14 protein-coding genes are annotated in these 25,590 nt (G+C 46.0%); 11 read left to right on the top strand and 3 right to left on the bottom strand.

The features are described from left to right. Window positions 1-15 precede the first annotated feature (15 nt). The 9 genes from AC23P2_RS08465 to AC23P2_RS08425 all read left to right on the top strand — a co-directional run bounded on the left by AC23P2_RS08465 (window position 16) and on the right by AC23P2_RS08425 (window position 21,857). Entirely contained in the window at window positions 16-3,021 is a 3,006-nt protein-coding gene (locus tag AC23P2_RS08465; protein ID WP_487772785.1) for a SusC/RagA family TonB-linked outer membrane protein, read from the top strand. Window positions 3,022-3,043: 22 nt separating this feature from the next. After that, window positions 3,044-4,540: a RagB/SusD family nutrient uptake outer membrane protein gene (locus tag AC23P2_RS08460; protein WP_487772784.1), complete on the top strand. Its 1,497-nt coding sequence runs from the start codon at window positions 3,044-3,046 to the stop codon at window positions 4,538-4,540. Between the two features lie 78 nt (window positions 4,541-4,618). After that, window positions 4,619-5,197 (top strand): hypothetical protein, encoded by a 579-nt coding sequence (locus AC23P2_RS08455; protein ID WP_487772783.1) that lies wholly within the window; start codon window positions 4,619-4,621, stop codon window positions 5,195-5,197. Between the two features lie 23 nt (window positions 5,198-5,220). Beyond that, window positions 5,221-8,544, top strand: coding sequence for a VCBS repeat-containing protein (locus tag AC23P2_RS08450; protein ID WP_487772782.1), 3,324 nt, complete (start codon window positions 5,221-5,223; stop codon window positions 8,542-8,544). Then, window positions 8,541-11,318, top strand: a complete 2,778-nt coding sequence (locus AC23P2_RS08445) for a TIM-barrel domain-containing protein (protein WP_487772781.1) — start codon at window positions 8,541-8,543, stop codon at window positions 11,316-11,318. The genes AC23P2_RS08450 and AC23P2_RS08445 overlap by 4 nt, the downstream gene beginning before the upstream one ends. Further along, window positions 11,315-12,520 (top strand): DUF4249 domain-containing protein, encoded by a 1,206-nt coding sequence (locus AC23P2_RS08440; RefSeq protein ID WP_487772780.1) that lies wholly within the window; start codon window positions 11,315-11,317, stop codon window positions 12,518-12,520. The genes AC23P2_RS08445 and AC23P2_RS08440 overlap by 4 nt, the downstream gene beginning before the upstream one ends. Then, entirely contained in the window at window positions 12,517-14,910 is a 2,394-nt protein-coding gene (locus AC23P2_RS08435) for a TonB-dependent receptor (protein WP_487772779.1), read from the top strand. Before AC23P2_RS08440 ends, AC23P2_RS08435 begins: the two co-directional genes overlap by 4 nt. Continuing rightward, window positions 14,910-18,266 carry a VCBS repeat-containing protein gene (locus AC23P2_RS08430; protein WP_487772778.1) on the top strand — a complete coding sequence of 1,119 codons (3,357 nt, stop codon included), beginning with the start codon at window positions 14,910-14,912 and terminating at the stop codon, window positions 18,264-18,266. The genes AC23P2_RS08435 and AC23P2_RS08430 overlap by 1 nt, the downstream gene beginning before the upstream one ends. A 72-nt stretch (window positions 18,267-18,338) precedes the next feature. After that, on the top strand, window positions 18,339-21,857 hold the full coding sequence (locus AC23P2_RS08425; protein WP_487772777.1) for a VCBS repeat-containing protein: 3,519 nt from the start codon (window positions 18,339-18,341) through the stop codon (window positions 21,855-21,857). 8 nt (window positions 21,858-21,865) lie between these two features. On the opposite strand, the gene AC23P2_RS08420 is transcribed toward AC23P2_RS08425, so the two are convergent. Continuing rightward, the gene (locus tag AC23P2_RS08420) at window positions 21,866-23,026 is read right to left on the bottom strand and encodes an MFS transporter (protein ID WP_487772776.1); all 1,161 of its coding nucleotides are present in this window, start codon (window positions 23,024-23,026) and stop codon (window positions 21,866-21,868) included. Window positions 23,027-23,116: 90 nt separating this feature from the next. Between AC23P2_RS08420 and AC23P2_RS08415 the strand changes: the two genes are divergently transcribed. Further along, on the top strand, window positions 23,117-23,896 hold the full coding sequence (locus tag AC23P2_RS08415; RefSeq protein WP_487772775.1) for a DUF4846 domain-containing protein: 780 nt from the start codon (window positions 23,117-23,119) through the stop codon (window positions 23,894-23,896). Between the two features lie 12 nt (window positions 23,897-23,908). Beyond that, complete coding sequence (locus AC23P2_RS08410) at window positions 23,909-24,658, top strand: M15 family metallopeptidase (protein ID WP_487772774.1); 750 nt, start codon at window positions 23,909-23,911, stop codon at window positions 24,656-24,658. Between the two features lie 148 nt (window positions 24,659-24,806). On the opposite strand, the gene AC23P2_RS08405 is transcribed toward AC23P2_RS08410, so the two are convergent. Then, window positions 24,807-25,007, bottom strand: a complete 201-nt coding sequence (locus tag AC23P2_RS08405; RefSeq protein WP_028524967.1) for a helix-turn-helix transcriptional regulator — start codon at window positions 25,005-25,007, stop codon at window positions 24,807-24,809. Beyond that, window positions 25,004-25,504 (bottom strand): hypothetical protein, encoded by a 501-nt coding sequence (locus tag AC23P2_RS08400; RefSeq protein WP_487772773.1) that lies wholly within the window; start codon window positions 25,502-25,504, stop codon window positions 25,004-25,006. The genes AC23P2_RS08405 and AC23P2_RS08400 overlap by 4 nt, the downstream gene beginning before the upstream one ends. Between the last annotated feature and the right edge of the window lie 86 nt (window positions 25,505-25,590).

Here is a 25,590-nt window from a genome sequence, read left to right as displayed (position 1 = left end):
AACAATTTTAAACCTATGATGAACAGTTTCCCTTCTGTAGGGCGAGTTTTACTCGCTCGTCAGTTTGCTGTCCTTGGTAAAATCGCCATGACAGTTTTGTTCACAGTGGCCTTCTTGGGAATCCAAGCTCAGGAAAGACAAGTCACTGGTAAAGTAAAAGATGGAACAGGCACAGGAATGCCAGGTGTAACAGTTGCAGTAAAAGGAACTCAACGCGGTACGAGTACGGATGTTGATGGAAATTACAAAGTTGCAGTTCCTACGAACGCTACACTCGTATTTAGTTACGTAGGTTACTCAAACCAAGAAATTGCGGTTGGTACCCGCTCAGTTGTCGATGTAACGCTTCTCGAAGACAACAAAGTCCTGAATGAAGTAGTGGTAGTGGGTTATGGTACAGTCAAGAAAAAAGATGCGACTGGTGCCGTAAACGCTATTGGTGCAAAAGACTTCCAAAAAGGGATTGTAGTATCACCAGAACAATTGATGCAAGGACGCGTAGCTGGGGTGCAAATCACTCAGTCAAGCGGTGAGCCAGGTGGTGGTATCAACGTTCGTATCCGTGGTACGTCTTCTGTATTTGGTGGTAACAACCCATTGTTCGTTATCGACGGAGTACCTTTGGCAGGTGACAACACTTCTTCGGGGGGAGATGCCTCAGGGGTAGGTCGTCAGCCAGCTAAAAACCCATTGAACTTCTTGAACCCAGAAGACATTGCCAGCATCGACATCTTGAAAGATGCATCGGCAACTGCTATCTACGGTTCACGTGGTGCTAACGGGGTAGTTTTGATTACAACGAAAAAAGGTAAAGGTAAAGGTACGCTTGAGTACGGTTACTCACTTGGAGCAAGCAGTCTCACAAAGCGTTACGATTTGCTTTCTGCTGATGAATACCGTGCAGCGGGTGGTCAAGATCAAAAAGGTAATACTGACTGGCAAAACGAATTGTTCAGAACTGGTTATACTAACCAACACAACTTTGCCTTCGGAGCTGGAGATAACAACGGAAGCTACCGCTTTACGTTGGGTTATTTGAATCAACAAGGGATTATCAAAGAATCAGAAATCAAACGTTACAGCTTAGGTTTCAACGGTTCTAAGAAATTCCTTAATGATCGTTTGACAATCGCTAGTAACATCAACATTTCAAACAACCAAGACGCTAACGTACCTATCTCAGAGAACATTGGTTTTGAAGGAGACCTTTTAGGTAACATCTTGAAAGCAAACCCAACTCGCCCTGTTTACAACAGCGATGGAACTTTCAACCAACCAGGCAACACCGAACCTAACCCATTGGCAATGGTTGTCTTGTCTCAAGACAACACGAACACGCTTCGTGCTTTGGGTAACATCAACGCTGAATTACAAATTGTAAAGAACTTGAAATTCAAAACAGTCATTGGTTTTGACAAGTCATTCTCTTCAAGAAAATCAGCTTATTCTCGTGACCTTGTTTTGACAGGTGTTGATAAACTCGGCCGTGCTTACGTTGCGGATATCGAAACTGACAACAAATTGTGGGAAAACTACTTCACATACGACAAAGAGTTTAACAAAATCACATTCAATGCGTTGTTAGGTTATTCGTATCAGATGTTTAGCCGCTACTCTAAAAATATTGCAGCTGCTAACTTCCGTACCAACGACTTAGATTTGATGATTAACAACATCGCATCAGCCAATGCAGGGAAATTTGGTAGCAATGTTATCAACAACTCTGGCTCAGAAACCGACGAATTGCAATCGTATTTCGGACGTGTAAACGTAGGTATCAATGACAAATATTTGTTAACAGCTACTTTGCGTTCAGACGGTTCTACGAAATTCGGGGGCAATAACAAATATGGTTTCTTCCCATCTTTCGCTGCTAAGTGGAAAATCATGAACGAAAGCTTCGCTCCTAAGAATATCTTCGATGACTTAGCGGTTCGTTTGGGCTATGGTTTGACAGGGAACCAGTCAATCCCTCACAACGTCTATGACCGTCGTGACCGTTACAGTGGCTGGGGAATCAACCAAGGTGGTGATAACATCGAAGGTGGTGGTTTGAACGCAGTAGCATTTAACAACCCTAACTTGAAATGGGAAACAACTTCATCTATCAACTTAGGTTTGGACTTTGCTATCTTGAAAAACCGTCTTTCTGGAACGATTGATTTCTATCAGAAAAACACCAAAGACCTATTGTTCTACGTTATTTCAGCCCAACCAGCTCCTACGCCATTTACGTGGAAAAACTTGGATACTGACATCCAAAACCGTGGGTTAGAAATTTCATTGACAGGTTCAGTGATCGACAAAACTAGCTTTGGTTGGGAAGTATTGCTAAACGCTGGTTTCAACAAAAACATGGTTAATAACTTGAATGGGGTATTTGACACAGGTGAAATCAACGGTCAAGGTTTGACAGGTGCGTTTGCACAACGTATTGCCGCTGGTCAGCCTTTGTTTGCTTATTTCTTGCGTGACTTCGGCGGATATGATGAAAACGGAAACTCGCTTTATCCTAATGGTGACTTCCAACAATTTTTGAACGGAAAGAGCCCACTTCCAACTGCTACTGGTGGTTTGACAAACAACTTACGTTACAAAAATTGGGATTTGAGCTTGTTCTTCAACGGTGTATTTGGTAACTACCTTTACTCAAATACTGAAAATGCTTTCTTTACAAAAGGCTCATTTGCAAACGGACGTAACGTGACTAAGAATGTGGTAACAAGCAAAGAAGGTCCATTGAATGCTCCTGACGTTTCAACTCGTTTCTTGCAAAAGGGTGATTTTGTACGTTTACAAAACTTGAACTTGAGCTACCGTGTACCAGTAAGTGGTAAAACTATTTCAAACTTGCGCGTATTCTTGACAGGTCAAAACTTGATGACCTTCACTAAGTACACTGGCCAAGATCCAGAAGTAAGCACCAACAAGTCTATCAACGGTATTCCATCGTTTGGTATTGACTATACTGCTTACCCAAGAGCTAGAACTTGGACCATCGGTGCTAACATTTCGTTTTAAGAACCAACAAAAAATCAAAAAAATGAAGACTAATAAATACATAGTAAGAACTTTGATAGTTGGGCTAGGCTTGACTACCATTACTTCTTGTACTGATTTAGTAAACAGCGAAAAAGACTCTATCGTTAGACAGTCTGAAGGTGGTACTCCTGTAGCAGGCGACCCTGTTGGTCTATTAGAATCTGCTTACAAAGACCTAGGGTTTTATACTGACCAAGCCAATGCTTACGCTTTGGGTATGCACACTTCAGCCGAAATGATTCCTCCTACACGTGGGGTTGACTGGGGTGATAACGGGGTTTGGCGTACGCTTGACCAACATACTTGGGATGCGACCCACCAACAAGTTCGTGATACTTGGAACAGCTTGAACTCTCGCGTGTTTAAAACCACCGAAATTTTGGCTTCTACGACTGCAACCGCAGCTCAGAAAGCAGAAGCTAAGTTCTTGCGTGCATTTAACATGTACCAAGTAATGGACTTCTACGGTCAAGTTCCTTTCAGAGAGTTTACACAAGGGGTTGATGACCTTCCTCGCGTCATGACTCGCTCAGAAGCATTCGACTTTATCGTAAAAGATTTGGAAGAAGCACTTCCTGTATTGGTAAAAGCAGGTCCATCGGCAACCAACGGTGTGGCCAACAAAGCAGCTGCCAACTTCTTGCTTGCTAAGTTGTATTTGAATAAGGCAGTTTACAAATCTTCAAATCCAGCTGGTCCATATACATTTGACAAAGCAGATATGGACAAAGTATCAACTTATGTAAATGCCATCACTGCCGATGGATACAAGCTTGATACGGATTACTTCAACGCGTTCTCGAAAAATGCTAACTCAGAAACCATTTTCGTGAGCTTGGAAGGTACGCCTCAGAACCGTTGGTTTATGACGTTGCACTACGGCCAAAACCCATCTGGATGGAATGGTTTTACTACCTTGGCTGACTTCTATGATAAGTTCGAGAAAGATGATCCACGCATCGGCAAGCCAGCAAAAGGCGATGGTACTGAGTTCTCTGGTATCGGTTATGGTTTCTTGATTGGCAAACAAATCGATGATAATGGTAAAGACCTTATTGACTCACGTACGCAAAAAGTACTTTCGTTCACTCGTGATGTACCTTTGGCAGGCGCTGCGACCGATAAAGGTATCCGCGCTATCAAGTATCACCCTGCAACAGCGGGTAAGTACATCTTGATGCGTTATGCTGAAGCGCTTATGATGAAAGCAGAAGCTCAACTCCGTGGTGGTGACGCTGCTGGTGCGTTGGTAACTGTAAACTCTATCAGAACTGCCCGCAAAGCAAAAGCACTTACCTCAATCAACACAGACGGTATGTTCGACGAAATCGGTCGCGAATTGTACTGGGAAGGTGGCAAACGTACGGTAGAAATTCGCTACGGTAAGTTCACTACAGGTGCTGGTGCTGACAACAAAGAAGCCTACACTGTATTGTTCCCAATCCCTGCTATCGCACTTGTTTCTAACCCTAACTTGAAGCAAAATCAAGGGTATTAATCCGCTTTAGTAGTATAAATTCAAAGAAAAATGCTCGAATCACATCGGGCATTTTTCTTTTAGTGACTTTCCCCACCTATGATAGCACGTACATTACCTTTTTATTTTATTCTCTTTTTGTTTGGAAGCTCTCTGTCGAGCTGTAGCAGTTCTTCAACTTCACAAAACCCTTCCGAAATACTCGCTACCTTGAAAGAAGGCGAAGCCAAAGTGTTATTTACGATTGACAACCAACCATTTTATGGCGATAGCAGTATTTTTAAAGGAGAGATAACGGCCTTCGACCACGCGTTCCGCATCAATATTACCGACCAATTTCAAGGAAACACCGTGATTGCTATCGGCGGCGACCAATGGTTTGCCACCAAACCCATCACCAAAGCCGTTGATACCAACAACCAAACCCAAGCCAGCGCTATGATTGGGCGCATGACCGACCCCGCCAATCGTCGCGGTTTAGGATACATTATGACATCGGGCGAAATAACGCTCGAAGCACTATCCGAAGAAAAAGCTATTTTACGCATCAAAGGCCAAGTGGGAGAATACACCACCATGGGAAACCCTACGACGTGGAAACCCGTAGAAGGCCTCATTGTCTATAAAAAGCCCCTTTTAAAAGTCCAAGGGCTCACGCTTCAGCAACTTTACTTTTAATTCATTTAGTACTTATTTCATTCATGCGTCATTCTCGTTTATATATCTGCCTTAGTTTATTCGCCATTGGTTTTACCAATTGCCAAAGTGAAGATGCTACCAAGGGGCTTTTTGAATCGGTAACCAATTCGGGTATTGATTTTGAAAATAAGGTAACTAACAATGAAAACTTCAACATCTTCAACTACCGCAACTTCTACAACGGCGGTGGCGTAGGAATTGGCGACGTCAACAATGACGGGCTGCCCGATGTTTATATGACGTCGAACATGGGTGAAAATAAACTGTACCTCAACAAAGGCAATTTTAAGTTTGAGGACATTACCCAAAAAGCAGGCGTTGCCGACGCAGGCAAGTGGAGCACGGGTGTAGTGATGGTGGACATTAACTACGATGGTTTGTTGGATATTTATGTCTGTAATGCGGGCATTGACAAACGCATCAAAAACCAGGGCAATTCGCTTTATATCAACAATGGCGACATGACCTTCACCGAAAAAGCCAAAGAATATGGCCTCGATGAAGATGGCTATACTACCCACGCGGCCTTTTTTGACTACGACCTCGACGGCGATTTGGACTGTTATATTTTGAACAATAGCTTTATTCCTGTCAATACCCTCAACTACGATAACAACCGCGACTTACGCGCCAAAGACTGGCCTGTCAAAGATTATTTAAAAGGTGGAGGAGATAAATTACTGAGAAACGACAACAACAAGTTTGTCGATGTCAGTGAACAAGCAGGGATTTATGGGAGTTTGATTGGGTTTGGATTGGGCGTGACCGTCGGTGATCTCAACAATGACAACTACCCCGATATTTATATTTCAAATGACTTTTTTGAAAAAGATTATCTCTACATCAATCAACGCAACGGAACATTTAAAGAAGAAATAGAAAAACGAATCGGACACACCAGCTTGGCTTCCATGGGGGCTGATTTTGCCGACATTAACAACGATGGCTACTCGGATATTTTTACAACTGACATGCTTCCCATCGACGAAACTCGCCTTAAAAGCACCACCTCATTTGAAAGCCATTACATCTTCAAACTCAAACAAAAGAAAGGGTTTTACAATCAGTTTATGCAAAATGCCCTGCAACTCAACAATCAAGACGGCACTTACAGCGAGATTGCGTGTTTGAGCGGCGTTGAAGCGAGCGACTGGAGTTGGGGAGCATTGATGTTTGATGCTGATAATGACATGAAAACCGACATTTATGTGTCCAATGGTATTTATAACGACGTCATCGACCAAGATTTTATTGACTTCTTTGCCGACGAAGTAGCCCAAACAATGGTGCTCTCAGGAGAGAAAAAGAGTTTTGATGCCATTATCAATCAAATGCCTTCACGCCCTATTGTCAACAATTTTTTCCATAACAAAGGCAACCTCAAATTTGAAGAAGCCAGCAAAAGTTTTGGATTTGGAACGCCTTCCTTTTCAAACGGGGCAGCTTATGCCGATTTGGACAATGACGGAGATTTGGATTTGGTCGTCAATAATGTCAACCAAAAAGCGTTTGTGTATCGCAACAAAACCAACGAAAACAAAGACGTTCACTATATTAAGTTTAAACTGAAAGGCGAAGGTCAAAACCGTGATGCCATCGGCACACAATTAAAAGTCTATGTAAAAGACCAAGTATTAAGCAAAAATATCATGCCTGCGCGGGGCTTCCAGTCAAGCACCGAATATCCCGTAACGCTTGGGTTAGGTTCGACGACCAAAGTTGATTCCGTGACCATTACTTGGTACGATGGCCGAATCACCAAACTTAACAACCTCCCCGCTGACCGAATGCACGAACTGAGCATAAGCAATGCAAAAAAACGCACCGCTCCTGCTCCCATCGAACGCCTGTCGATGTACTTAGTCAAAACCGATGCTCCTTTTGACACCCATAAGGAAAACGATTACGAAGACTTTTACCAAGAAAAAAACATTCCCGTCAAGCTCTCCAATGAAGGCCCAAGGGCAGCCGTGGGGGACGTAAATAACGATGGAACCGACGACATTTACATTTGTGGAGCCGCCAACCAAGCGGGGCAATTATACCTTCAAATCAACGGTTCTTTCAAAAAATCAGAACAAAAGATTTTTGAAGATTTCAAGTATTTTGAAGACACCGAAGCCGTATTCTTTGACGCTGACAAAGACGGGGACTTAGATTTGTACATTGGAGCAGGAGGAAACGAACTCGACCCTAACCAACGAGGCTTAAACGACCGCTTGTATGCCAACGACGGCAAAGGTAACTTCTCCCTCGTCGCCAACGCCCTGCCACCAAACGGCATGAACACCAGCGTCGTGATTCCGATGGACTATGACAAAGATGGCGACTTAGACTTGTTTGTCGGTAGCAGAAGTTTGCCCAAAACCTACGGACTTTCTCCCGTCAGCTACGTTTTTGAAAACCTTGGTAACCTCAAATTCAAAGACAGTACCCCCAAAAGCTTCCAAAGTTTAGGAATGATTCGTGATGCCGTTTGGGAAGACATCAACAGCGACGGCAACAAAGAATTGGCGGTTGTCGGTGATTGGATGAATCCCATGACTTTTGCGTACCAAAACGGGGCTTTTACCCAAATCAAAACAGGTTTAGAAGATTACCAAGGCTTCTGGGGAAGAATCGAAGCCGTGGACATCGACAACGATAAGGACTTGGATTTGGTACTAGGAAACATCGGCGATAACTTCATGTTGCGCGCTTCCGAAAACAGCACTATCAAAATTTGGGTGAGCGATTTTGACAACAATGGATTAACCGATAAAATCTTAACCAAAACCGTTGAGGACGAAGACAGTCCCGTGCTACTGAAACGAGAAATGATGGAGCAGTTTCCGATTTTGAAAAAAGAAAGTTTGAAACACTCAGCTTACGCGACCAAAAGGCTAAAGGATTTATTTACGTCCGAAGTACTTTCCAAAGCAACGGTCAAACAAGTAAACTACATGCACTCTGTCGTAGCCATCAACGATGGCAAAGGCAATTTTAGCCTATCAACACTTCCTGTGGAAGCCCAGATTTCGTGCATCAACGCCACCTACTGCGTCGATGTCAACAACGATGGATTGAAAGATATTTTGCTCGGAGGCAACAACTACAACTTCATTCCTCAGTTTTCACGTTTGGATGCTTTCAAGGGAAAAATTCTTATCAACAAGGGAAAAGGCGTTTTTGCCGCAGTCTCCGATCACCTTTCGGGCTTTACTCCACAGGGCGAAATGACCCAACTCAAACCCGTTAAGGTGAATGGCACGCCATACATGATTAGTTTATTGAACAATGCCATACCACAATTATTTAAAATAGAACAGCCCAAACCCACGCTATGAAAAACAATGTGCGGACAGGAATGTGGAAATTTATTGGGGCAACAATCGCGCTTATCGGGTGCTTCTCGTGGCCTATTTTAGCACAAAATGCGGGTAACTTACTTCGTTTTTCGGCCCAAAATACCGAATTACGCTTAGTTGGTTCGTCGGCCGAAGTGCGCGTACAAGTATTCTCAAACAACGTTTTTAAGGTAACGCAGTTTCCTTCCAACAGCGTTTTTCAAGATACATCCTACGCCGTCGTTGGCCAGCCGCTTTCACTGCGCCAATTTCAGCTGGTAGAAACCCCAGCAACGCTGATGATTATTACCCCTTCGAGCCAATTAGAAATCACTAAGTCCCCGATTTCGATTGCGCTAAAAGCAAACGGCAAAACCAAAATCAAACAAGACATTTTTGGCTATAAGAACCAAGATGTTTCGATTTCATTTGTCATTGACCCCAACGAAATTTTTCACGGAACAGGCGGAAGGGTGTCCAAAGTAAACCTAACGGGCAAAGTTTCGGAATTTACCAACACCTTTCGTCCGTGGTATTTTGATGATATTTATGGACAAACATTCGGATTGGCTCAAAGCATTACCATTCCGTTTTTTGTGGCGTCGGGGCAATACGGGCTTTTACTCGACAGCCCGCTCCCTGGCGACATGCGCGCTTACTTAGGCGCATTGGACTCTACCCGAATAGATGCCCAAATAAGCAGCCCAGGACTCTGGTCGTATTATTTTATTAACGGCGCCAACAACGACGAAATTTTGTACGAATACACTGCCCTCACAGGACGGCAACCCTTGGTTCCACGTTGGGCATTGGGCTATCTCCAATCCAAAAGCAGCTACAGTACCGAGCGCGAGTTGAACGACGTAATTAGCAATTTACAGAGTCAGAACTTTCCCTTGGATGCCATCATCATAAACACCCCATGGCAAGGAAACACCAACAACCTTGGGAATTTGAATTGGGGACAAGCGGGATTTCCGTCCCCTGCCAATATGATAAAGAACTGGTTGGCCAAAGGTGTAAAAACAGTGGTGATGAACTCTCCCTACGTCAACAAAGCCTCCGCAAATTACCGTAGTCTGGATTCGCTTCGTCTTTTAACAAAAACACTTTCAGGAACCACAGGTATCCTCACGCAAGGCGGTGATACGACCAGTTTGCTGGATATTTTTCAAACCAATACCCAACAGTGGCTCGCCAGTAAACTAACTCCTCGGACAAACGACGGCCTCGGTGGCTGGGCGAGTGTCGGGCTAGAGCCACCGCAACATCCCACGTTTTTGGTCCATAACAATACTCCCTCAGCACAAGTCCATAATCTTTACTCGCTGCTCTGGGCCAAAACCATCTATGACAACCACCGCACGGCTTTTCCTGGCAGTCGCCTGTTTCACCTCACAAGCTCAGCTTGGACGGGCGCACAGCGGTACGGTGTTTTGCCTTGGACTGGCAACGTTGCTCGGTATTGGCTAGGGCTTACCCTCCAAATTCCGATGATGATTCACGCGGGCTACTCAGGTTTAGCCTACCTCCACTCCGACATTGGAGGTTACGTGACTCCTTCCGACAAAGCGCCTAAAGACGAAGAAATGGACATGCGTTGGACACAATTTGGGACGTTTTCGCCCATTATGCGCGTCAATGGTGAACGAAACGTTACCGAACCATACATCCTAACGCAGCCTTTTTACAACAACACCCGTGCCGCGATAAAGCTTCGCTATCAGCTACTTCCGTACATTTATAGCCTTGCCTATCAGACTACCACAACGGGGCGACCTTTGTGCCTTTCGATGGACTACTTTGAACCATCCAACCGCCTAGCAAACATCGACGATCAGTTCTTTTTTGGAAAAAACCTGCTCGTTGCTCCCGTTATGATTCACGGGATGCTCGTACGGAAAGTGCAATTACCCAACGGAAAATGGTTTGATTTTTGGTCAAAGAAATCTTATCAAGGTGGAGGTAATATTTTTGAAAATGTAGCCCTTGAAAATATCCCCGTGTATGTACCTGCGGGTGGTTTTGTCCCCATGGCCGTCAGTGCCAAGTCTTCGACCGATGCCTACGTTTCGGATAGCTTGGTCATCAAGTTTTTTCAAGATGTATCGGTACCTAACTCCGATTTTACCATTTTCCACGACAGGGGGACGGATGCAAACGTGCTTACAAACCAAAACTACGAACTCCTCAAACTGACGGGAAAATCCAAAACTGACACCATCGGCGTAACGCTCACCCGCACGCACACCTACACCCAAGGGCTCGGGAGTCGCTACATTTTGTTGGAAATAAAAAATATCACCAGTATTCCTAAAGCGGTGCTTCTCGATGGACAAACGATTCCCGTTAGCTTTTTAACAGAGTCGCCCCCAAAGGCCAAAACGGCCTATTATGATTTACCCAATTTTCAATTGAGTATCCCCTTTGATTGGGATTGTAGCAAAACCGCCTCGGTTCAAATCATTCGTAACGATTTAGGGATTCTCACCAGCACCGTACCACAAGTACAAGATGCCCTGGTTGTTTATCCCAATCCCGCACGGGACTTAGGCGCAGTAAACTTACAAATCATCGCCCCTACAACCGATGATTATACCATTGAGGTGATTGATATACTGGGAACCCTGATTTACAAACATTCCCTCGGCAACTTGACCCAATACCAACAAACCCACCATAGCCTCCTCTCGACTCCTCAAAAGGGCATTTTTACCGTGCTGCTTAGAAATACGAAAGGGGAAGTAACCACCAAAAAAATGATGATTCTATGATACGCCAACGGTTATTGATAGCGATGGGAGTTTTGTGTAGCTTGGTCTGGCTCATCGGCTGCGTGGACGATTTCAATGCAGATATTTACACCTCCAAAGAATACTTGCTGGTAGATGGGACTCTGACAGACTTAAACGAGCCACAGTACGTATCTATTTTTAGTACGCCCAAAGATGCTTCGTTCAAAAGCTCCGATTTTACGTCCAAAATCTATCCAGCGCGGCAGTCTTATTTTCCTGAGCAGCAAGCCCTTGTCAAGTTGATTATCAATCAAAAAGATGAAATTCAGCTTGAAGAACGGCTCGCGGGTTACTACTATTGTCCCAATGGTTTTCGGGCCAAAGCAGGCAATACGTACCAATTACGGTTTCAGCTGGCCAACGGCAAAGTGTATGAAACTGATGTCGAGACGATGTATGCTGTCCCAGCCATCAAAAACGTATCGGAGGGTTTCAACCTTACAGGTATTCCCAATGCAGCAGGGTCAAGTGAGAAAGTTTCGAGCAACGACATTTATGTCGATTTTGATGATGCCCCCAACGAAAAGAATTTTTACCGTTGGCGGTGGGTCAACTGGGAAATTCAGCGCATTTGTGCCACTTGTACCCAAGGACGTTATTATTTGTTTGAAACCGAGCAAGGAGAAACAGGCGATTGCTACCGCGACCTAACCTTAAAAGTCAATGACCGTTTTGATTATTATTGCGGAACGCGCTGCTGGGATATTTTTTATAGTTCGGACATCAACATTTTATCGGATGTTTATACCAATGGCAAACCTCAAAAAAACAGACTTGCCGCTCAAATACCCCTGCGCCAGTCGAACCCCTGCTTGGTAAGTCTCCAGCAAATGTCCTTGTCACCTAACACGTACCGCTACTTAAAATTACTCCAAGACCAATCCATCAATACTGGTACTTTGGCCGATACGCCCCCTGCACCCCTGCGAGGAAACATCCGAAACGTAAAAGATGCCAATGAGTTGGTATTGGGTTACTTTTCGGCCTCTTCGGTGAGCGAAGTACGCGTTATGCTCGACCGCCGAAACACCACAGGAGGACTTCCAAACGGTCTTTATAGCTTTATCAACAACCGCCCAGTTACGCTTGAAGAACCTTCCAACGAGCGTCCTGACATTCCCTTGGCCATTTGTCAACCAAGTTTTACCCGCACCCCTATCCCCCCCCTTGGCTGGCGATGAAACAGACACTGTATTTTTTATTGGGATGGCTTTTGAGCGCTACTGCTGCTTTTAGCCAAATCTATACCATCAGCGGAACAGTTTTGGACTCCATTAGCAAGCAACCGCTCGTGGGAGCTACCGTTATCCTTGACCATAACCGCAGCAAAGGCGCAACCAAAACGGACGAAAAAGGGGAGTTTATCCTAACCGTTGACCGCCAAAGCCATGTCGTTTCCATACGTTATGTGGGGTACGTGCCTTATTCCAAGTATTTCCCGCCCATGACCCGCAGCCTGAAAGTAACCGTGCTGTTGGATAAAACCGAAAACCAGTTGGAGGAAGTCGTGATTACGACCAAAGGATTTGACCAAACCATTCGACAACCGATTTTGGGGGTAAATCAAATCAACATCAAGACCTTCCAGAAACTCCCTTCGGCTTTTGGGGAAGTGGATTTATTGCGCGGGATTCAGATGCTTCCTGGAGTTACGAGCGTGGGTGAAGCCTCCAACGGCGTTAATATTCGAGGCGGAACCACCGACCAAAATTTAATTCTATTGGACGATACGCCCATTTTTAACCCCACACACATGTTTGGGTTGTTTTCGGTATTTCCACCCGATGCGGTTTCAACCTTGGATTTGTACAAGGGTAACGTACCTGGTCGATACGGTGGGCGCGCAGCGTCGGTACTCGACATCAAACTCCGAAATCCTACCTTAGATAGCCTCAAAATCAAGGGCGGTGTCAGTATTGTATCGAACCGACTGATGGTCAATGTTCCTGTGGTCAAAGACAAACTTGGGTTTTATGTGGCGGCACGCGGAGCTTTCAACGATTTTTTGTTGCCAATTGCTTCCGACAAATTGAAAGACATCAAAGCAAAATTCGGCGAGGGCGTTTGGAAAGGGTTTTGGAAAATTAACCCTAAAAACACCCTGACGGGCACGTTTTACAAAAGCTACGACCTTTTTAGCACCAATTTACTTCCAGGGCTACCCAACGTCATTGGCGAATTTACCCGCTACCAGCACACTTCTACCAACGCTGCCGCCCGCTGGTTGACGGTAATTTCGCCCAAAATGGACATCCAAACCACCGCCATTTACGCCCATTATACCCCTCAAATATCAACCCAAGAAAAAGACACCGACAACTTCGTCGATTTGAATTCGGCCCTGACTCAGAAGCAACTCAAGTCCAACCTAAACTATGTATTGACCAACTACAAGCTGGAAACAGGGCTTAGTTTTACCCGTTACGATATTCAACCTGGCGAGCTAGTCCCCAATAACAGCGCCAGTGTAAGTAACATCGTCACGCCTTCCGAGCGCGCTAACGAATGGGCGTGGCACGCCGACAATGAATACAGTTTCAACAAGCAATTGGCGTTTTCGGTAGGGCTTAGGTATTCGTATTTTCAAACATTGGGGCCTGCCCTCTATCGAAATTACGAAGCAGGCCAGCCCCGCGACGACTTTTCGGTCATTGATTCAGTGCAAGCGGGCAACAACAAAGCGTTTAGTAATTATGGCGGGTTGGAACCACGAATTGGGATTCGGTACGCCCTGAACGAACGAACTTCGTTCAAATTTGGGTACAACCTCATGCGTCAGTACTTGCAGATTGTTTCCAATACCACCACGCCGATTCCAACCTCCCGCTGGAAAACAAGCGACCCGCACATTAAGCCCCAAATCAGCAATTTGCTTTCGGCGGGCTATTATTACTCGTTCCCCAACGATATTTATGAGATTTCGGTGGAAGGTTATTACCGATTTACTCGAAACATGGTGGACTACAAACCTGGCGCCGACTTTTTGCTCCAACCGTACCCCGAAACGCAAATTGTCCAAGGTTTGAGCAAAGCCTATGGCCTCGAAGTGATGTTGACCAAGAAAAAAGGACGACTTAATGGCTGGGTCAATTATACCTATTCGCGCACATTTAACCGAACTTACACCGACCTCCCTTCGATTGAGCAAGTCAACAACGGGCATTGGTACCGCGCCAACTACGACCGACCGCACAGCGTCAACACTTCGTTCGACATTAGCATTGACAAACACAATTCGTTTAGTTTTACGTTTATTTATAGCACAGGGCGGCCTTACACGCAGCCCGTGGGTTTTGTCAATTATCTCAACAATTTCTTTCCGTTTTATGAAGAACGCAACAACAAACGCGTGCCCGATTATCACCGTTTAGACTTTGCTTGGAACATTTACAACCCGAGTATGAAAGACCGTCGTTTCAGAGGAAAATGGGCTTTTACAGTCTATAATTTATACGCCCGCCGAAACGTCTATTCGGTCTTTTTCAAAACCGAAAAGAACATTAGCCAAGCCAAACGTTTGCAGATTTTTGGCGCTCCTATTGTCAGTTTGGCTTATAATTTTGAATTTTAATGATGATTAATCGAACCCTTCTATATCGTATTTTCACCTTTGGTTTCTTTGCCAGTACCGTTTACGTCCTTAGCCGTTGTCAGTCGGACGAACCTACACTTCCCCCTGCGTTTCGGTTGTTAGAATCGGCTGAAACAGGCATTGAATTTGCCAATACCCTCAAAGCCGACAACAAGCTCAATATTTTCAACTATATGTACTTCTATAACGGAAGTGGCGTAGGGGTAGGTGATTTCAACAACGATGGCCTCGTTGATTTGTGTTTTACGGGAAATCTGTCAGAAAACAAACTGTACCTCAACCGAGGCAAGATGAAGTTTGAAGATGTTTCTGCCCAAGCCAACATCAACCAAGACAAAGCATGGGCCAACGGCGTGTCGGTGGTGGACATCAACCAAGACGGAAAACTGGATATTTACATCAGCCAAGTGGGCGGCATTCCGAGTTTGGATGGACACAATTTGTTGTTTGTCTGTAAAGAAATTACGGCAAAAGGAATTCCCGTTTACGAAGAAAAAGCCAAAGAATACGGCCTCGACTTGAAAGGGCTAGGCACACAGGCCGCTTTCTTTGACTACGATTTAGACGGTGATTTGGACTTTTTCCAACTCAATCACTCCGTTCACCAAAACGGAACGTTCGGTTTTCGCTCCGCTTTCCAAGGGACACCGCACCCCACCGCAGGCGATAAGTTTTTCCGAAACGACAATGGCAAATTTGTGGACGTCACGCAGCAAGCGCACATCATCAACGACGTGCTGGGCTACGGCTTGGGCGTAGGCATTGGCGATGTCAACCTCGACGGCTACCCTGACATGTACATCGGGAACGATTTTCACGAAAACGATTATTTGTACCTCAATCAACGAGATGGCACCTTTGCCGAAGATTCCGAAAAACAACTCATGCACACGAGTCAGTTTTCGATGGGAATCGACATCGGCGACCTAAACAACGACCTACTTCCCGAAATTATCTCGCTCGACATGCTTCCCAACGACAAAGAAATCTTGAAGCGTTCGGAAGGGGAAGATTCGTACAACATTTTTAAGTACAAAATCCGCCAAGGCTACAGCTATCAATTTGCTCGAAATAACCTTCAACTCAACCGAAACGGTTTGTTTTCGGAAATGGGAATGTACGCGGGAGTATATGCCACCGATTGGTCGTGGTCGCCACTGATGATGGACTTTGACAACGACGGGAAGAAAGACATTTTCATCTCAAACGGTATCCCCAAACGCATGAACGACATCGACTACATTCAGTTTGTGTCGGATGAGGCCATTCAGCAAAAAATGAACAAGGGCGAATTTAACGAAGATGACCCCGACGTAGTGGACATTTTGCCCGAAATCAAACTTCCCAATAAGTTTTACCACAACACCCAAAACCTGCAGTTTACCGATTGGCAAAATGCCATCGAAAACGACAAACCTTCGTTCTCCAACGGTGCCATTTATGCCGATTTGGACAACGACGGCGACCTCGACGTGATTGCCAATAACATCAACGACAAGGCATTTATCTACGAAAATCTCACCACTGCCAACGAGTCAATTACCCTTCAAACCGAAGGTAAAACGGGCAACCGCAACGCGATTGGCGCCAAATGTTTGGTATTTCGCAAAGGAGAAGTCCTTAGCTATGAAAAATTTCCCGTGCGTGGGTTTCAGTCAAGCGCCGAAATTCCGCTGGTGGTGGGCGTCGGAAAAATAGCCGAAGTAGATTCGTTGCTTTTTATTTGGCCCAACCAAACCTACCAAGTGTTGCGTAATGGTGAGTTAAAAAAACAAATAAAACTCGTCCAAAGCGAGAAATTGCCCCGTTTTGACTACCAACGTTTGCAAAGACTACTGACGCCCCAGATTCCTTTTGAGGACAAAACAGCGGCAGTCGCCCTTGACTTTGTCCACCAAGAAAACAATTTCAACGAACTTGACCGCGAAGCACTCATTCCGCATTTGGCCTCATCGGCGGGGCCTGCGGTGGCTGTAGCCGATATCAACCACGACGGGCTTGATGATATTTTCTTGGGCAATGCCCGCGATGCCCTCAGCAAAGTGTATCTCCAAAACGCCAACGGTAAGTTTAAGAACTTGCCCCAACCTGCCCTCGAAAAAGACCTCATTTACGAGGATGTGGACGCCCAATGGGCCGATGTCAACGGTGACAAACACCCTGACTTGGTGGTGGCAAGCGGCGGAAATGAGTTTTTTGGCAATGCCTATCAACTTCAGTCACGGGTGTATTTGAACAATGGACGTGGCCAACTGACGCGCAAAGAAGATGCCTTCAAAGACCTCTACGTGACAGCTTCGTGCGTACGGGCTTTCGATTTTACGGGTGACGGCGCCGTGGATTTGTTCATCGGTGGACGTTCTGTTCCCAAAGCTTACGGCAACAATCCTGCCTCGTACTTGCTCGTCAACGACGGAAAAGGAAATTTTACGGACAAAACAACGCAACTCGCCCCCGAACTACGCAACATCGGCATGGTAACCAACGCCGAACTGGTTGACTTAAACAAAGACCAACGTCCCGACTTGCTGTTGTCCATCGAATGGAAGGCACTGACTGCATTTTACCAAAAAAAGGGAAGGTTTGAGCAAGTAACCATTGGAAGCAACCAGAAAGGCTGGTGGAATTTTACGTTGACAAGTGATTTTGACCAAGACGGTGACTTGGATATTTTAGCAGGAAATTTGGGGCTAAACAGCCGCATCAAAGCCTCTGAAAAAGAGCCCGTTCGGTTGTACGTAGGTGACATTGACAAAAACGACCGTGTTGACCAGATTTTGACCTACTACCTCAAGGGAGAAGAAACCTTGTTTGCAAATAAAATGGAAACTGAAAAGCAGTTTCCTTACATCAAAAAAGAATACATCCACGCCCGCGATTTTGCCAAAACGTCGGTAGAGAACTTGTTTGGCAAAGACAAACTCAGTAAAATGGACGTTTTAGAAGCCAATGAATTTGCCAACGGTGTCTTTGTCAACGACGGCAAAGGGAATTTTCAGTTTCAGCCTTTACCGTATTTGGCGCAGTTGAGTCCGTACAAAACAGCCACCATGATCGACGCCAACGGCGATCACCTGCCTGATGTGTTTTTAGGGGGGAATTTTTATGATAACAACATCCAAATGGGACGGTATGACGCCGATTTTGGCACTGTTTTGCTCAACAAAGGCAAAAATCAGTTTGAAATCCAGCTTTCCAAAGTGCCGATTTACGGGCAAGTTCGGCACATCAAACCGTTTAAAAATTCGGCAGGAAAATTGTATTGGCTGTTGGCAAAAAACAACGATAAAGCCCAAATTTTATCCCTCACAACCCCAGCTTCCCGAAAGTTTTAGCACTTTCGGGAAGTTCTAGGTGGCTTTGTGTATTTTTGTAAAATAGGCAGCCGTAGAATGGCCCAGTAACCAATGAAGCATTCCTCATTATTTATTATTCTTAGTTTGTTTTTAGGAGTAAGCAGTTGTCAACAATCTTCTCCTGACGAAAACTTGTTTGAAACACTCTCTTCCTCTGAAACGGGCATCGAGTTTACCAATCAAATTCTTGACAAAAAAGAACTAAATATATTTAACTACCGCAATTTCTACAACGGTGGCGGGGTGGCCATCGCCGATGTCAATAACGATGGCTGGGCGGATATTTATGTAACCTCTAATTTTGAAGAAAATAAACTGTACCTCAACAAAGGTAAAAATCCCGAAGAACGCTGGAAATTTGAGGACATTACCGCCAAAGCGGGAGTCGGAGGAAAAAAATCGTGGTCCACGGGCGCTACCTTTGCCGACGTCAACGGTGACGGGCTGATGGATATTTATGTCTGCAATGCAGGCAACATCAAAGGTGATAGCCGTGGAAATGAACTATTTATCAACCAAGGCATTGGCGCTGATGGCGTTCCTACGTTTGTTGACAAAGCCCCCGAATATGGGCTGGTCGATGGGGGGTATTCGACCCACGCTGCCTTTTTTGACTACGACCGCGACGGCGACTTAGACATGTATTTGCTCAACAATAGCTTCACGCCCGTCAACAAACTGCAATATCAAAACATCCGTACCGTTCGCGACTCTCTCGGCGGCCACAAACTTTTTCGAAATGAAATGATTCAGACAGGGAAAACCTCCTTTGTCACACCGACGAAACTTGTCATACCGACAAAGGAGGTATCCAAAAACCCCGTCCGCTTCACCGACGTCTCCGAAGAGGCAGGTATCTACGGGAGCTTGATTGCTTTTGGCTTGGGCGTAACCGTGGGGGATGTGAACGGCGACAATTGGCTTGATATTTATGTGTCTAACGACTTCTACGAACGCGATTATTTGTACATCAACCAACGCAACGGTACGTTCAAAGAGTCGTTGGAGCAAAGCATGAACCACATCAGCATGTCGTCGATGGGGGCTGACATTGCTGATATTAACAACGATGGACTTTTGGACGTTTTTGTGACCGATATGCTTCCCCGCGACGATAAACGCCTCAAAACCACCACCGTCTTTGAAGGCTACGAGCTCACTGAATTTAAACTAAAGCAAGATTATTGGCACCAATACATGCGCAATATGCTGCATTTGAATCAGGGGAATCAGTCGATGGTTAATAGTCCACAGTCAATGGGGGATGGCAAACAGGAAACTCAAAACAAAAAACTTGACACAGGAAACCCAAAACAGAAAACAGTGCCCTCCCCCACCTTCACCGAAGTAGGGCAGATGGCGGGAGTACACGCGACTGACTGGAGCTGGGGCGCGCTGATTTTTGACATGGACAACGACGGCCTCAAGGATTTGTTTGTAGCCAATGGCATCATCAAAAACCTCACTGACCAAGATTACGTAGCGTTTTTGGCCGATAAAGACAACATTCAGGCCATGCTGGAAGGAAGAATGAAGTTTGATTACCGCAAGTTTGTCGATATGATTTCGACCACGCCTATCTCAAATTTTGCCTTCAAAAACAACGGAAACCTTGCTTTCGACGATAAAGCCCCGACTTGGGGATTGGCCGAACCTAGTTTTTCAAACGGGGCGGCCTACGGCGATTTGGACAATGACGGAGACTTGGACTTGGTCGTAAACAACAACAATTCGCCACTCAGTGTGTATCGAAACCACTCGGTTGAGAAACTCAAAACGCACTTTTTACGGGTCAATTTAAAAGGAACCAACGCCAACCAGCACGCCATTGGTGCCAAGGTATCGGTTTATCAAAAAGGCCAAATGCAGTGTTTGCAACAAATGCCAACGCGCGGTTTTCAATCATCGAGCGACCTGACGATGGTTTTTGGTTTGGGAACAAATCCTCAAATCGACTCCTTGGTGGTCATTTGGCCTGACGACCGCAAGCAAACACTCGCCAACGTAAAACCCGATGTTGAATTGACCTTAAACCACGCCGACGCCCGCGACCTTTGGAAGTTCTCCCCGCCACAGTTTACCCACCTGCCTTTCAACGACCTTACTTCAACTTCGGGACTAGATTTTTTACACGAAGAAAACGCCTTTGTTGACTATAACCGCGACGGACTGCTCAAACAAATGTACTCCACCCAAGGGCCTGCCTTGGCCGTGGGTGATGTCAACGGCGATGGCCTCGACGATGCGTACATTGGCGGAGGGGCGGGTAAACCACGGGCGTTGTTTTTGCAAACAAGTGCGGGGAAATTTACGAAGTCTAACCAAATCACGTTCAATACCCCTAGCCAAGCCGACGAAACCGCTGCCTTGTTTTTCGATGCCGACGGCGACAAAGACCTTGATTTGTTGGTGGTAAGGGGCGGAAATGAGTTTTTACCCAACGACCCAGCCCTAGCTGACGCGCTTTATTTCAACGATGGAAAAGGGAATTTTACCTTGTCCAACTCCTTCCCTAAGTTATTGGACAACGGCTCATGCGTAGCGACGGCCGACTACGACCGCGACGGCGACCTTGACCTCTTTGTCGGCAGTCGGATGGTATCGGCGCAGTACGGTTACAGCCCCAAAAGCCACCTGCTCCAAAACGACGGTAGAGGAAATTTTACAGACGTTACCACACAAACCCTCACCAACGGGCAACTGGGCATGGTCACTGACGTCCAATGGGCCGACGTTGACAAAGACTCATACCCCGACTTGGTGGTGGTGGGTGATTGGATGCCGATTACGGTGCTTAAAAATCAAAAAGGGAAATTCCTGCCACAGACTGTTCCGCAGTCGGAAGGCTGGTGGAATGTCATTGAACCTACGGACATTGACCAAGACGGCGACACCGACTTTGTGGTGGGAAATTTGGGGCTTAACACCAAACTCAAATGCTCCGAAAAAGAACCTGCTGAACTGTATATCAATGACTTTGACCAAAACGGCACCGTGGAACAAATCATCGTTTTGTACAATCCTGACGGCAAACCTTACCCGATGGTCTTGAAGTCGGATTTGCAAAAAGTATTGCCCGTCATCAACAAGCGCTTCGTGAAACACGTCGATTACGCAGGGCAACCCATTGATGCGCTATTTACCAGCGACCAACTCGAAGGGGTTGAGACCAAAAAAGCCGTGCAGGCGGCCTCGTCTTTATTGCTCAACGATGGCAAAGGAAACTTTACGTTGGTAGCGCTACCGTTGGAAGCCCAGCTATCCCCCATTTTTGGCATTGTAGCTACCGACTATAACCACGACGGCAAAACCGATTTATTGCTCACGGGAAACTTCTTCGACGTGCTGCCCGAAATAGGTCGCTACGACGCCAACGACGGCTTAGTACTTCAAAATACGGGTAAAAACGCCAGCGGACAGCCCACTTTTGCGCCTATTCGCCCCGCGCAGTCGGGTTTTGCAGTACGCGGGCAAGTACGCCGCATGAAAACTCTCCGAACGGCGCAAGGGAAGAATTACGTTATTTTGGCTAAAAATAAGGATAAAGTGCAAGTGTTTGGGATGAAGTAAAGGGGGATTCACCCCTTCCAAGTCCCCATAGCCCGTAAGCCCGCCACGCCACCCAAGCCCAAGACAATCAGGGCATAGTGTCCATACAAACCAAAAAGCCACTGAATCAGGTACAAACTCGGGATGGTGATAAAAAAGCCAATGGAGGTCACCAGCGTAAGCGCCGTGGCACGGTAATGTGCGGGCGCATTGAGCGATACTAGCGTTGAAAACTGAGGGGAATCGGCCACGACGCTAATGCCCCAAACGAGCAAAAAGCCCAGCAATACGGCAGGTGAGTAGGTGGGTAAAAAGACACTTGCCACGCAGCAAATGTACGATACCATCAGCGCCCACCAAGCCGTTCGATGACTCCCCCATCGAAGCGATAATTCACCCGTAAGGACACACCCCAACGTTCCCGAAGCAATCACCGCAAAAGCGACCAAGGCCACGGGTAAAGAGTGATGCGTGCGTTCGTTGTAACTACTCACAATTACAGGCACAAACGCCCAAAAGGTATATAACTCAAACATGTGCCCGAAGTACCCAAAGGCGTATTTGCGGAACAATTTATCCCGAAATACCTCCCGCAGTACCGCAGGGTTGAAACGCCCCGCCACCCGACGGTACGGGCCGTCGCGCAGTAACAAGCCCACCACAAGCCCGCCGCCAATGGCCAACGCCGAGGTTGCTTCAATGACGTATTGCCACGGCAGAGTCAACGAAAACGACTTGATCGCGTACGGAAACGCCGTTCCCAATACCAAGGCTCCCACCAAATACCCCAAGGCTTTGCCCAATCCTGCTTCGTACCAATCACTACAAATTTTCATCCCAACAGGATATACACCCGCCAGAAAGAAACCCACGCCCCAACGCGCCAGCAACATCGCCGTCAATGATTCGTAGGTAGCCAATACGGCCAAATTACAGCCCGCTGCCAACAGCGCCGAGCCCATAAACACCCGCACGGGTGAAAAGCGGTCGGCAATCGAGAAATAAGAATACGTCAGCGTTCCCATCACAAACCCGAGCTGCACAGCCGTGGTCATGGTAGGCATAAAGGCCGCAGTGGTGGGATGGAACGCCTGTAAAGCAGGCAAAATGGCATTGACCGCAAACCACAGCGAGGTACCCGCAAACTGAGCAATAACCACCAACGGCAAAAGGTAGAAAGGACGTTTCATAGAAGCGTTTCAAAAAGTTTTTAAAACTACGCAAAAATGAATTGCTCATCGCTTCGTTTTTTCCGCAGTCGCTTAACACTCGCTTTTTCTATGAATCGCTTCCTCGCCTGTTTCCTGCTCTTTTGGGTCAACTTTCTGCCTCAAACCAGCCACGCCCAAGCCCCCGTGACGCCCGCTGCCACAACCTTGTCGGCGCGGTTCCCTGCGCCTGCGGGGTTTCAGCGTACTGCTGCTGCATCCACGTCGTTTGAGGAATTTTTGCGCCAGCTACCGCTCAAACCCTGGGGAAGTAAGGTACGCTATTTTGACGGTCGCTCCAAAAACACGCCCGACGTCTATATTTCGGTCGTCGATTTAGGCATTGGCAAAAAAGACCTTCACCAGTGCGCTGACGCCGTCATGCGGTTGCGGGCGGAGTATTTGTTTCAGCAGAAGCAGTTTGACAAAATTCATTTCAATTTTTTGGCCGACGGCAAGCCCCGTTATTTCAGCACTTACGCCAAAGGTGACTATTCGTATCCAACATTTTGGAAGTACATGGAGTCTATTTTCGCGTCAGCCAACACCCGCTCGTTACACGACGAATTGCAGCCTATTTCAATGCAAAACCTGAAAATCGGTGACGTTTTTATTCAAAAAGGTGTACCTTTCGGTCATGCGGTGATGGTGGTGGACATGGCTCAGAACCCCAAGACGGGACAAAAATTGTTTTTGTTGGCCCAAAGTTACATGCCCGCCCAAGAAACCCAGATTTTGAAAAACCCCAACAACTCCGCCCTTAGCCCGTGGTATGAACTAAAAAACGAAACGTTGGAAACACCAGAATGGACGTTTGAGCCCAAAGATTTACGACGTTTTAAGGACAATTAACGAATTCCAATAATGTCATTTTTCAAGTTTTTTATTCCCGCTTTTTTTATCGTATTAAACCTCACTAGCCGTGCCCAATCGGAGTACGTACGGGCCTACCCCGACCACATTGTACGCTCCACCCACAAGGGCATAATGTGGAAAGACTCAACGCTCATGCCGTTTGATGACGGCAAAAAGAAGACGTTCGAGGAATTACTCCAACGTGCTGATTTAGAAGACCAAATCGCCCAAAAATACCCCAAAACCCGCCAAGAAACGCCTCCCACCCTCAACCACGACCCAGGGAGGTTTCGGTACGAACCTTTTTTTAGAAAAATGTACGGGAATACCGAAGCCGAAGTCCGCAAAAACCTCGTTGAGATTATTTGGCTACCTAAGACCTTGAAAAAGAAATTATTGGTATCAAAAATCAACAACGTACACCAACATTTTCAAGCTGTTTCGGACGAGTTAGAACGTCATCCCGAATTGCTCAAGTACGTCGATAACCCCGCAGGTACGTTTATTTGGCGACTAATCAGCGGCACCAACCGCCTCAGTATGCACAGCTACGGCGTAGCCATCGACATCAACCTCAATTTGTCGCACTATTGGCAATGGGATTGTCGCTGTAAAGACGAAAATGTACCGCTCACCTACCGTAACAAGATTGCCGCTCAGGTGGTAGAAATATTTGAAAAACACGGGTTTATCTGGGGAGGAAAGTGGTACCACTACGACACAATGCACTTCGAGTATCGTCCTGAGCTGCTTTTTTAGTCGATAGTCGATAGTTGATGGTCGATGGTCGATGGTCGATGGTCGATAGTCCATGGTCGATGGTTAATGGTTGAGGGATTTGTAGTGAATTTGCTATGATTCACGGACTATCAACTGTGGACTATAGACCATAGACTGTGGACTACTCTCAATCCTCCTTCTCCAATTCAAAAATAGCCTCGACGGGCTTATCGAAATAACGGGCGATTTTTAACGCCAACACGACCGACGGAACGTATTTTGACGCCTCCAGCGCATTGATAGTTTGGCGCGAAACGCCCACGGCTTCGGCCAAATCGGCTTGGGTGATGCGCTTGATGGCTCTTTCTACGTGAATCGTATTTTTCATACGGCGGCTCTCCTTTCTTCAAAATACGGTTTTACATAGACAATCCAGTGAAAACGCGCCAAAAACACCAACGGTGCCGTGAGCATATTCCACGATAGTACAGCATAAAACGACAAACTATATGAAAACCAAACTGACAATAAAAAGCCGCCTAAATGCGCATAAAAGGCCCAAAGTAAAGATTCAAGCCGAATTTTCATAATCCATTCATCATCGGTACGCTCACGCGAAAAGGCTACAAAAAAGAAACTAATGGCTGTAAGTGTCATCAAAATTTCTCCCGCAAGGTCATTAGAGTTTTCATCAAAAAGGGCGGCTAAAGTTCCCTTTTCGGGAACTTGCACCAAAGTCCAACGGGAAAGAATGTGTTCGCCATCAAAAAAACTTAGGCTCGGAGATACTTGAAGTATGCTCAAAATTGTCAGGATAAGACAAGGCACAAACAACAACCAACCGATTCTCTTAAAGCGATTGGGCAAAAGTAATTTGGTATCCATAGCTGTTAATAGGTTTTTGTTTGAAAAATTGATTTTCGATTCAAATGTAAAACATACTTTACATTTAAGCAAAAATATTTTACATA

This window comes from Runella sp. R0.1_18, from assembly GCF_057652155.1.
The sequence above is the reverse complement of the archived record's forward strand: the minus strand, read 5'-3'. Positions and strand labels throughout refer to the sequence as shown.

What these genes read in the sequence shown, in the direction of transcription:
- AC23P2_RS08465 (WP_487772785.1), top strand. Translation starts at nt 16, where the DNA reads ATGATGAACAGTTTCCCTTCTGTAGGGCGAGTTTTACTCGCTCGTCAG.
- AC23P2_RS08435 (WP_487772779.1), top strand. Translation starts at nt 12,517, where the DNA reads ATGAAACAGACACTGTATTTTTTATTGGGATGGCTTTTGAGCGCTACT.
- AC23P2_RS08415 (WP_487772775.1), top strand. Translation starts at nt 23,117, where the DNA reads ATGAATCGCTTCCTCGCCTGTTTCCTGCTCTTTTGGGTCAACTTTCTG.
- AC23P2_RS08420 (WP_487772776.1), bottom strand. Translation starts at nt 23,026, where the DNA reads ATGAAACGTCCTTTCTACCTTTTGCCGTTGGTGGTTATTGCTCAGTTT.
- AC23P2_RS08430 (WP_487772778.1), top strand. Translation starts at nt 14,910, where the DNA reads ATGATGATTAATCGAACCCTTCTATATCGTATTTTCACCTTTGGTTTC.
- AC23P2_RS08400 (WP_487772773.1), bottom strand. Translation starts at nt 25,504, where the DNA reads ATGGATACCAAATTACTTTTGCCCAATCGCTTTAAGAGAATCGGTTGG.
- AC23P2_RS08455 (WP_487772783.1), top strand. Translation starts at nt 4,619, where the DNA reads ATGATAGCACGTACATTACCTTTTTATTTTATTCTCTTTTTGTTTGGA.
- AC23P2_RS08440 (WP_487772780.1), top strand. Translation starts at nt 11,315, where the DNA reads ATGATACGCCAACGGTTATTGATAGCGATGGGAGTTTTGTGTAGCTTG.
- AC23P2_RS08405 (WP_028524967.1), bottom strand. Translation starts at nt 25,007, where the DNA reads ATGAAAAATACGATTCACGTAGAAAGAGCCATCAAGCGCATCACCCAA.
- AC23P2_RS08410 (WP_487772774.1), top strand. Translation starts at nt 23,909, where the DNA reads ATGTCATTTTTCAAGTTTTTTATTCCCGCTTTTTTTATCGTATTAAAC.
- AC23P2_RS08445 (WP_487772781.1), top strand. Translation starts at nt 8,541, where the DNA reads ATGAAAAACAATGTGCGGACAGGAATGTGGAAATTTATTGGGGCAACA.
- AC23P2_RS08425 (WP_487772777.1), top strand. Translation starts at nt 18,339, where the DNA reads ATGAAGCATTCCTCATTATTTATTATTCTTAGTTTGTTTTTAGGAGTA.
- AC23P2_RS08450 (WP_487772782.1), top strand. Translation starts at nt 5,221, where the DNA reads ATGCGTCATTCTCGTTTATATATCTGCCTTAGTTTATTCGCCATTGGT.
- AC23P2_RS08460 (WP_487772784.1), top strand. Translation starts at nt 3,044, where the DNA reads ATGAAGACTAATAAATACATAGTAAGAACTTTGATAGTTGGGCTAGGC.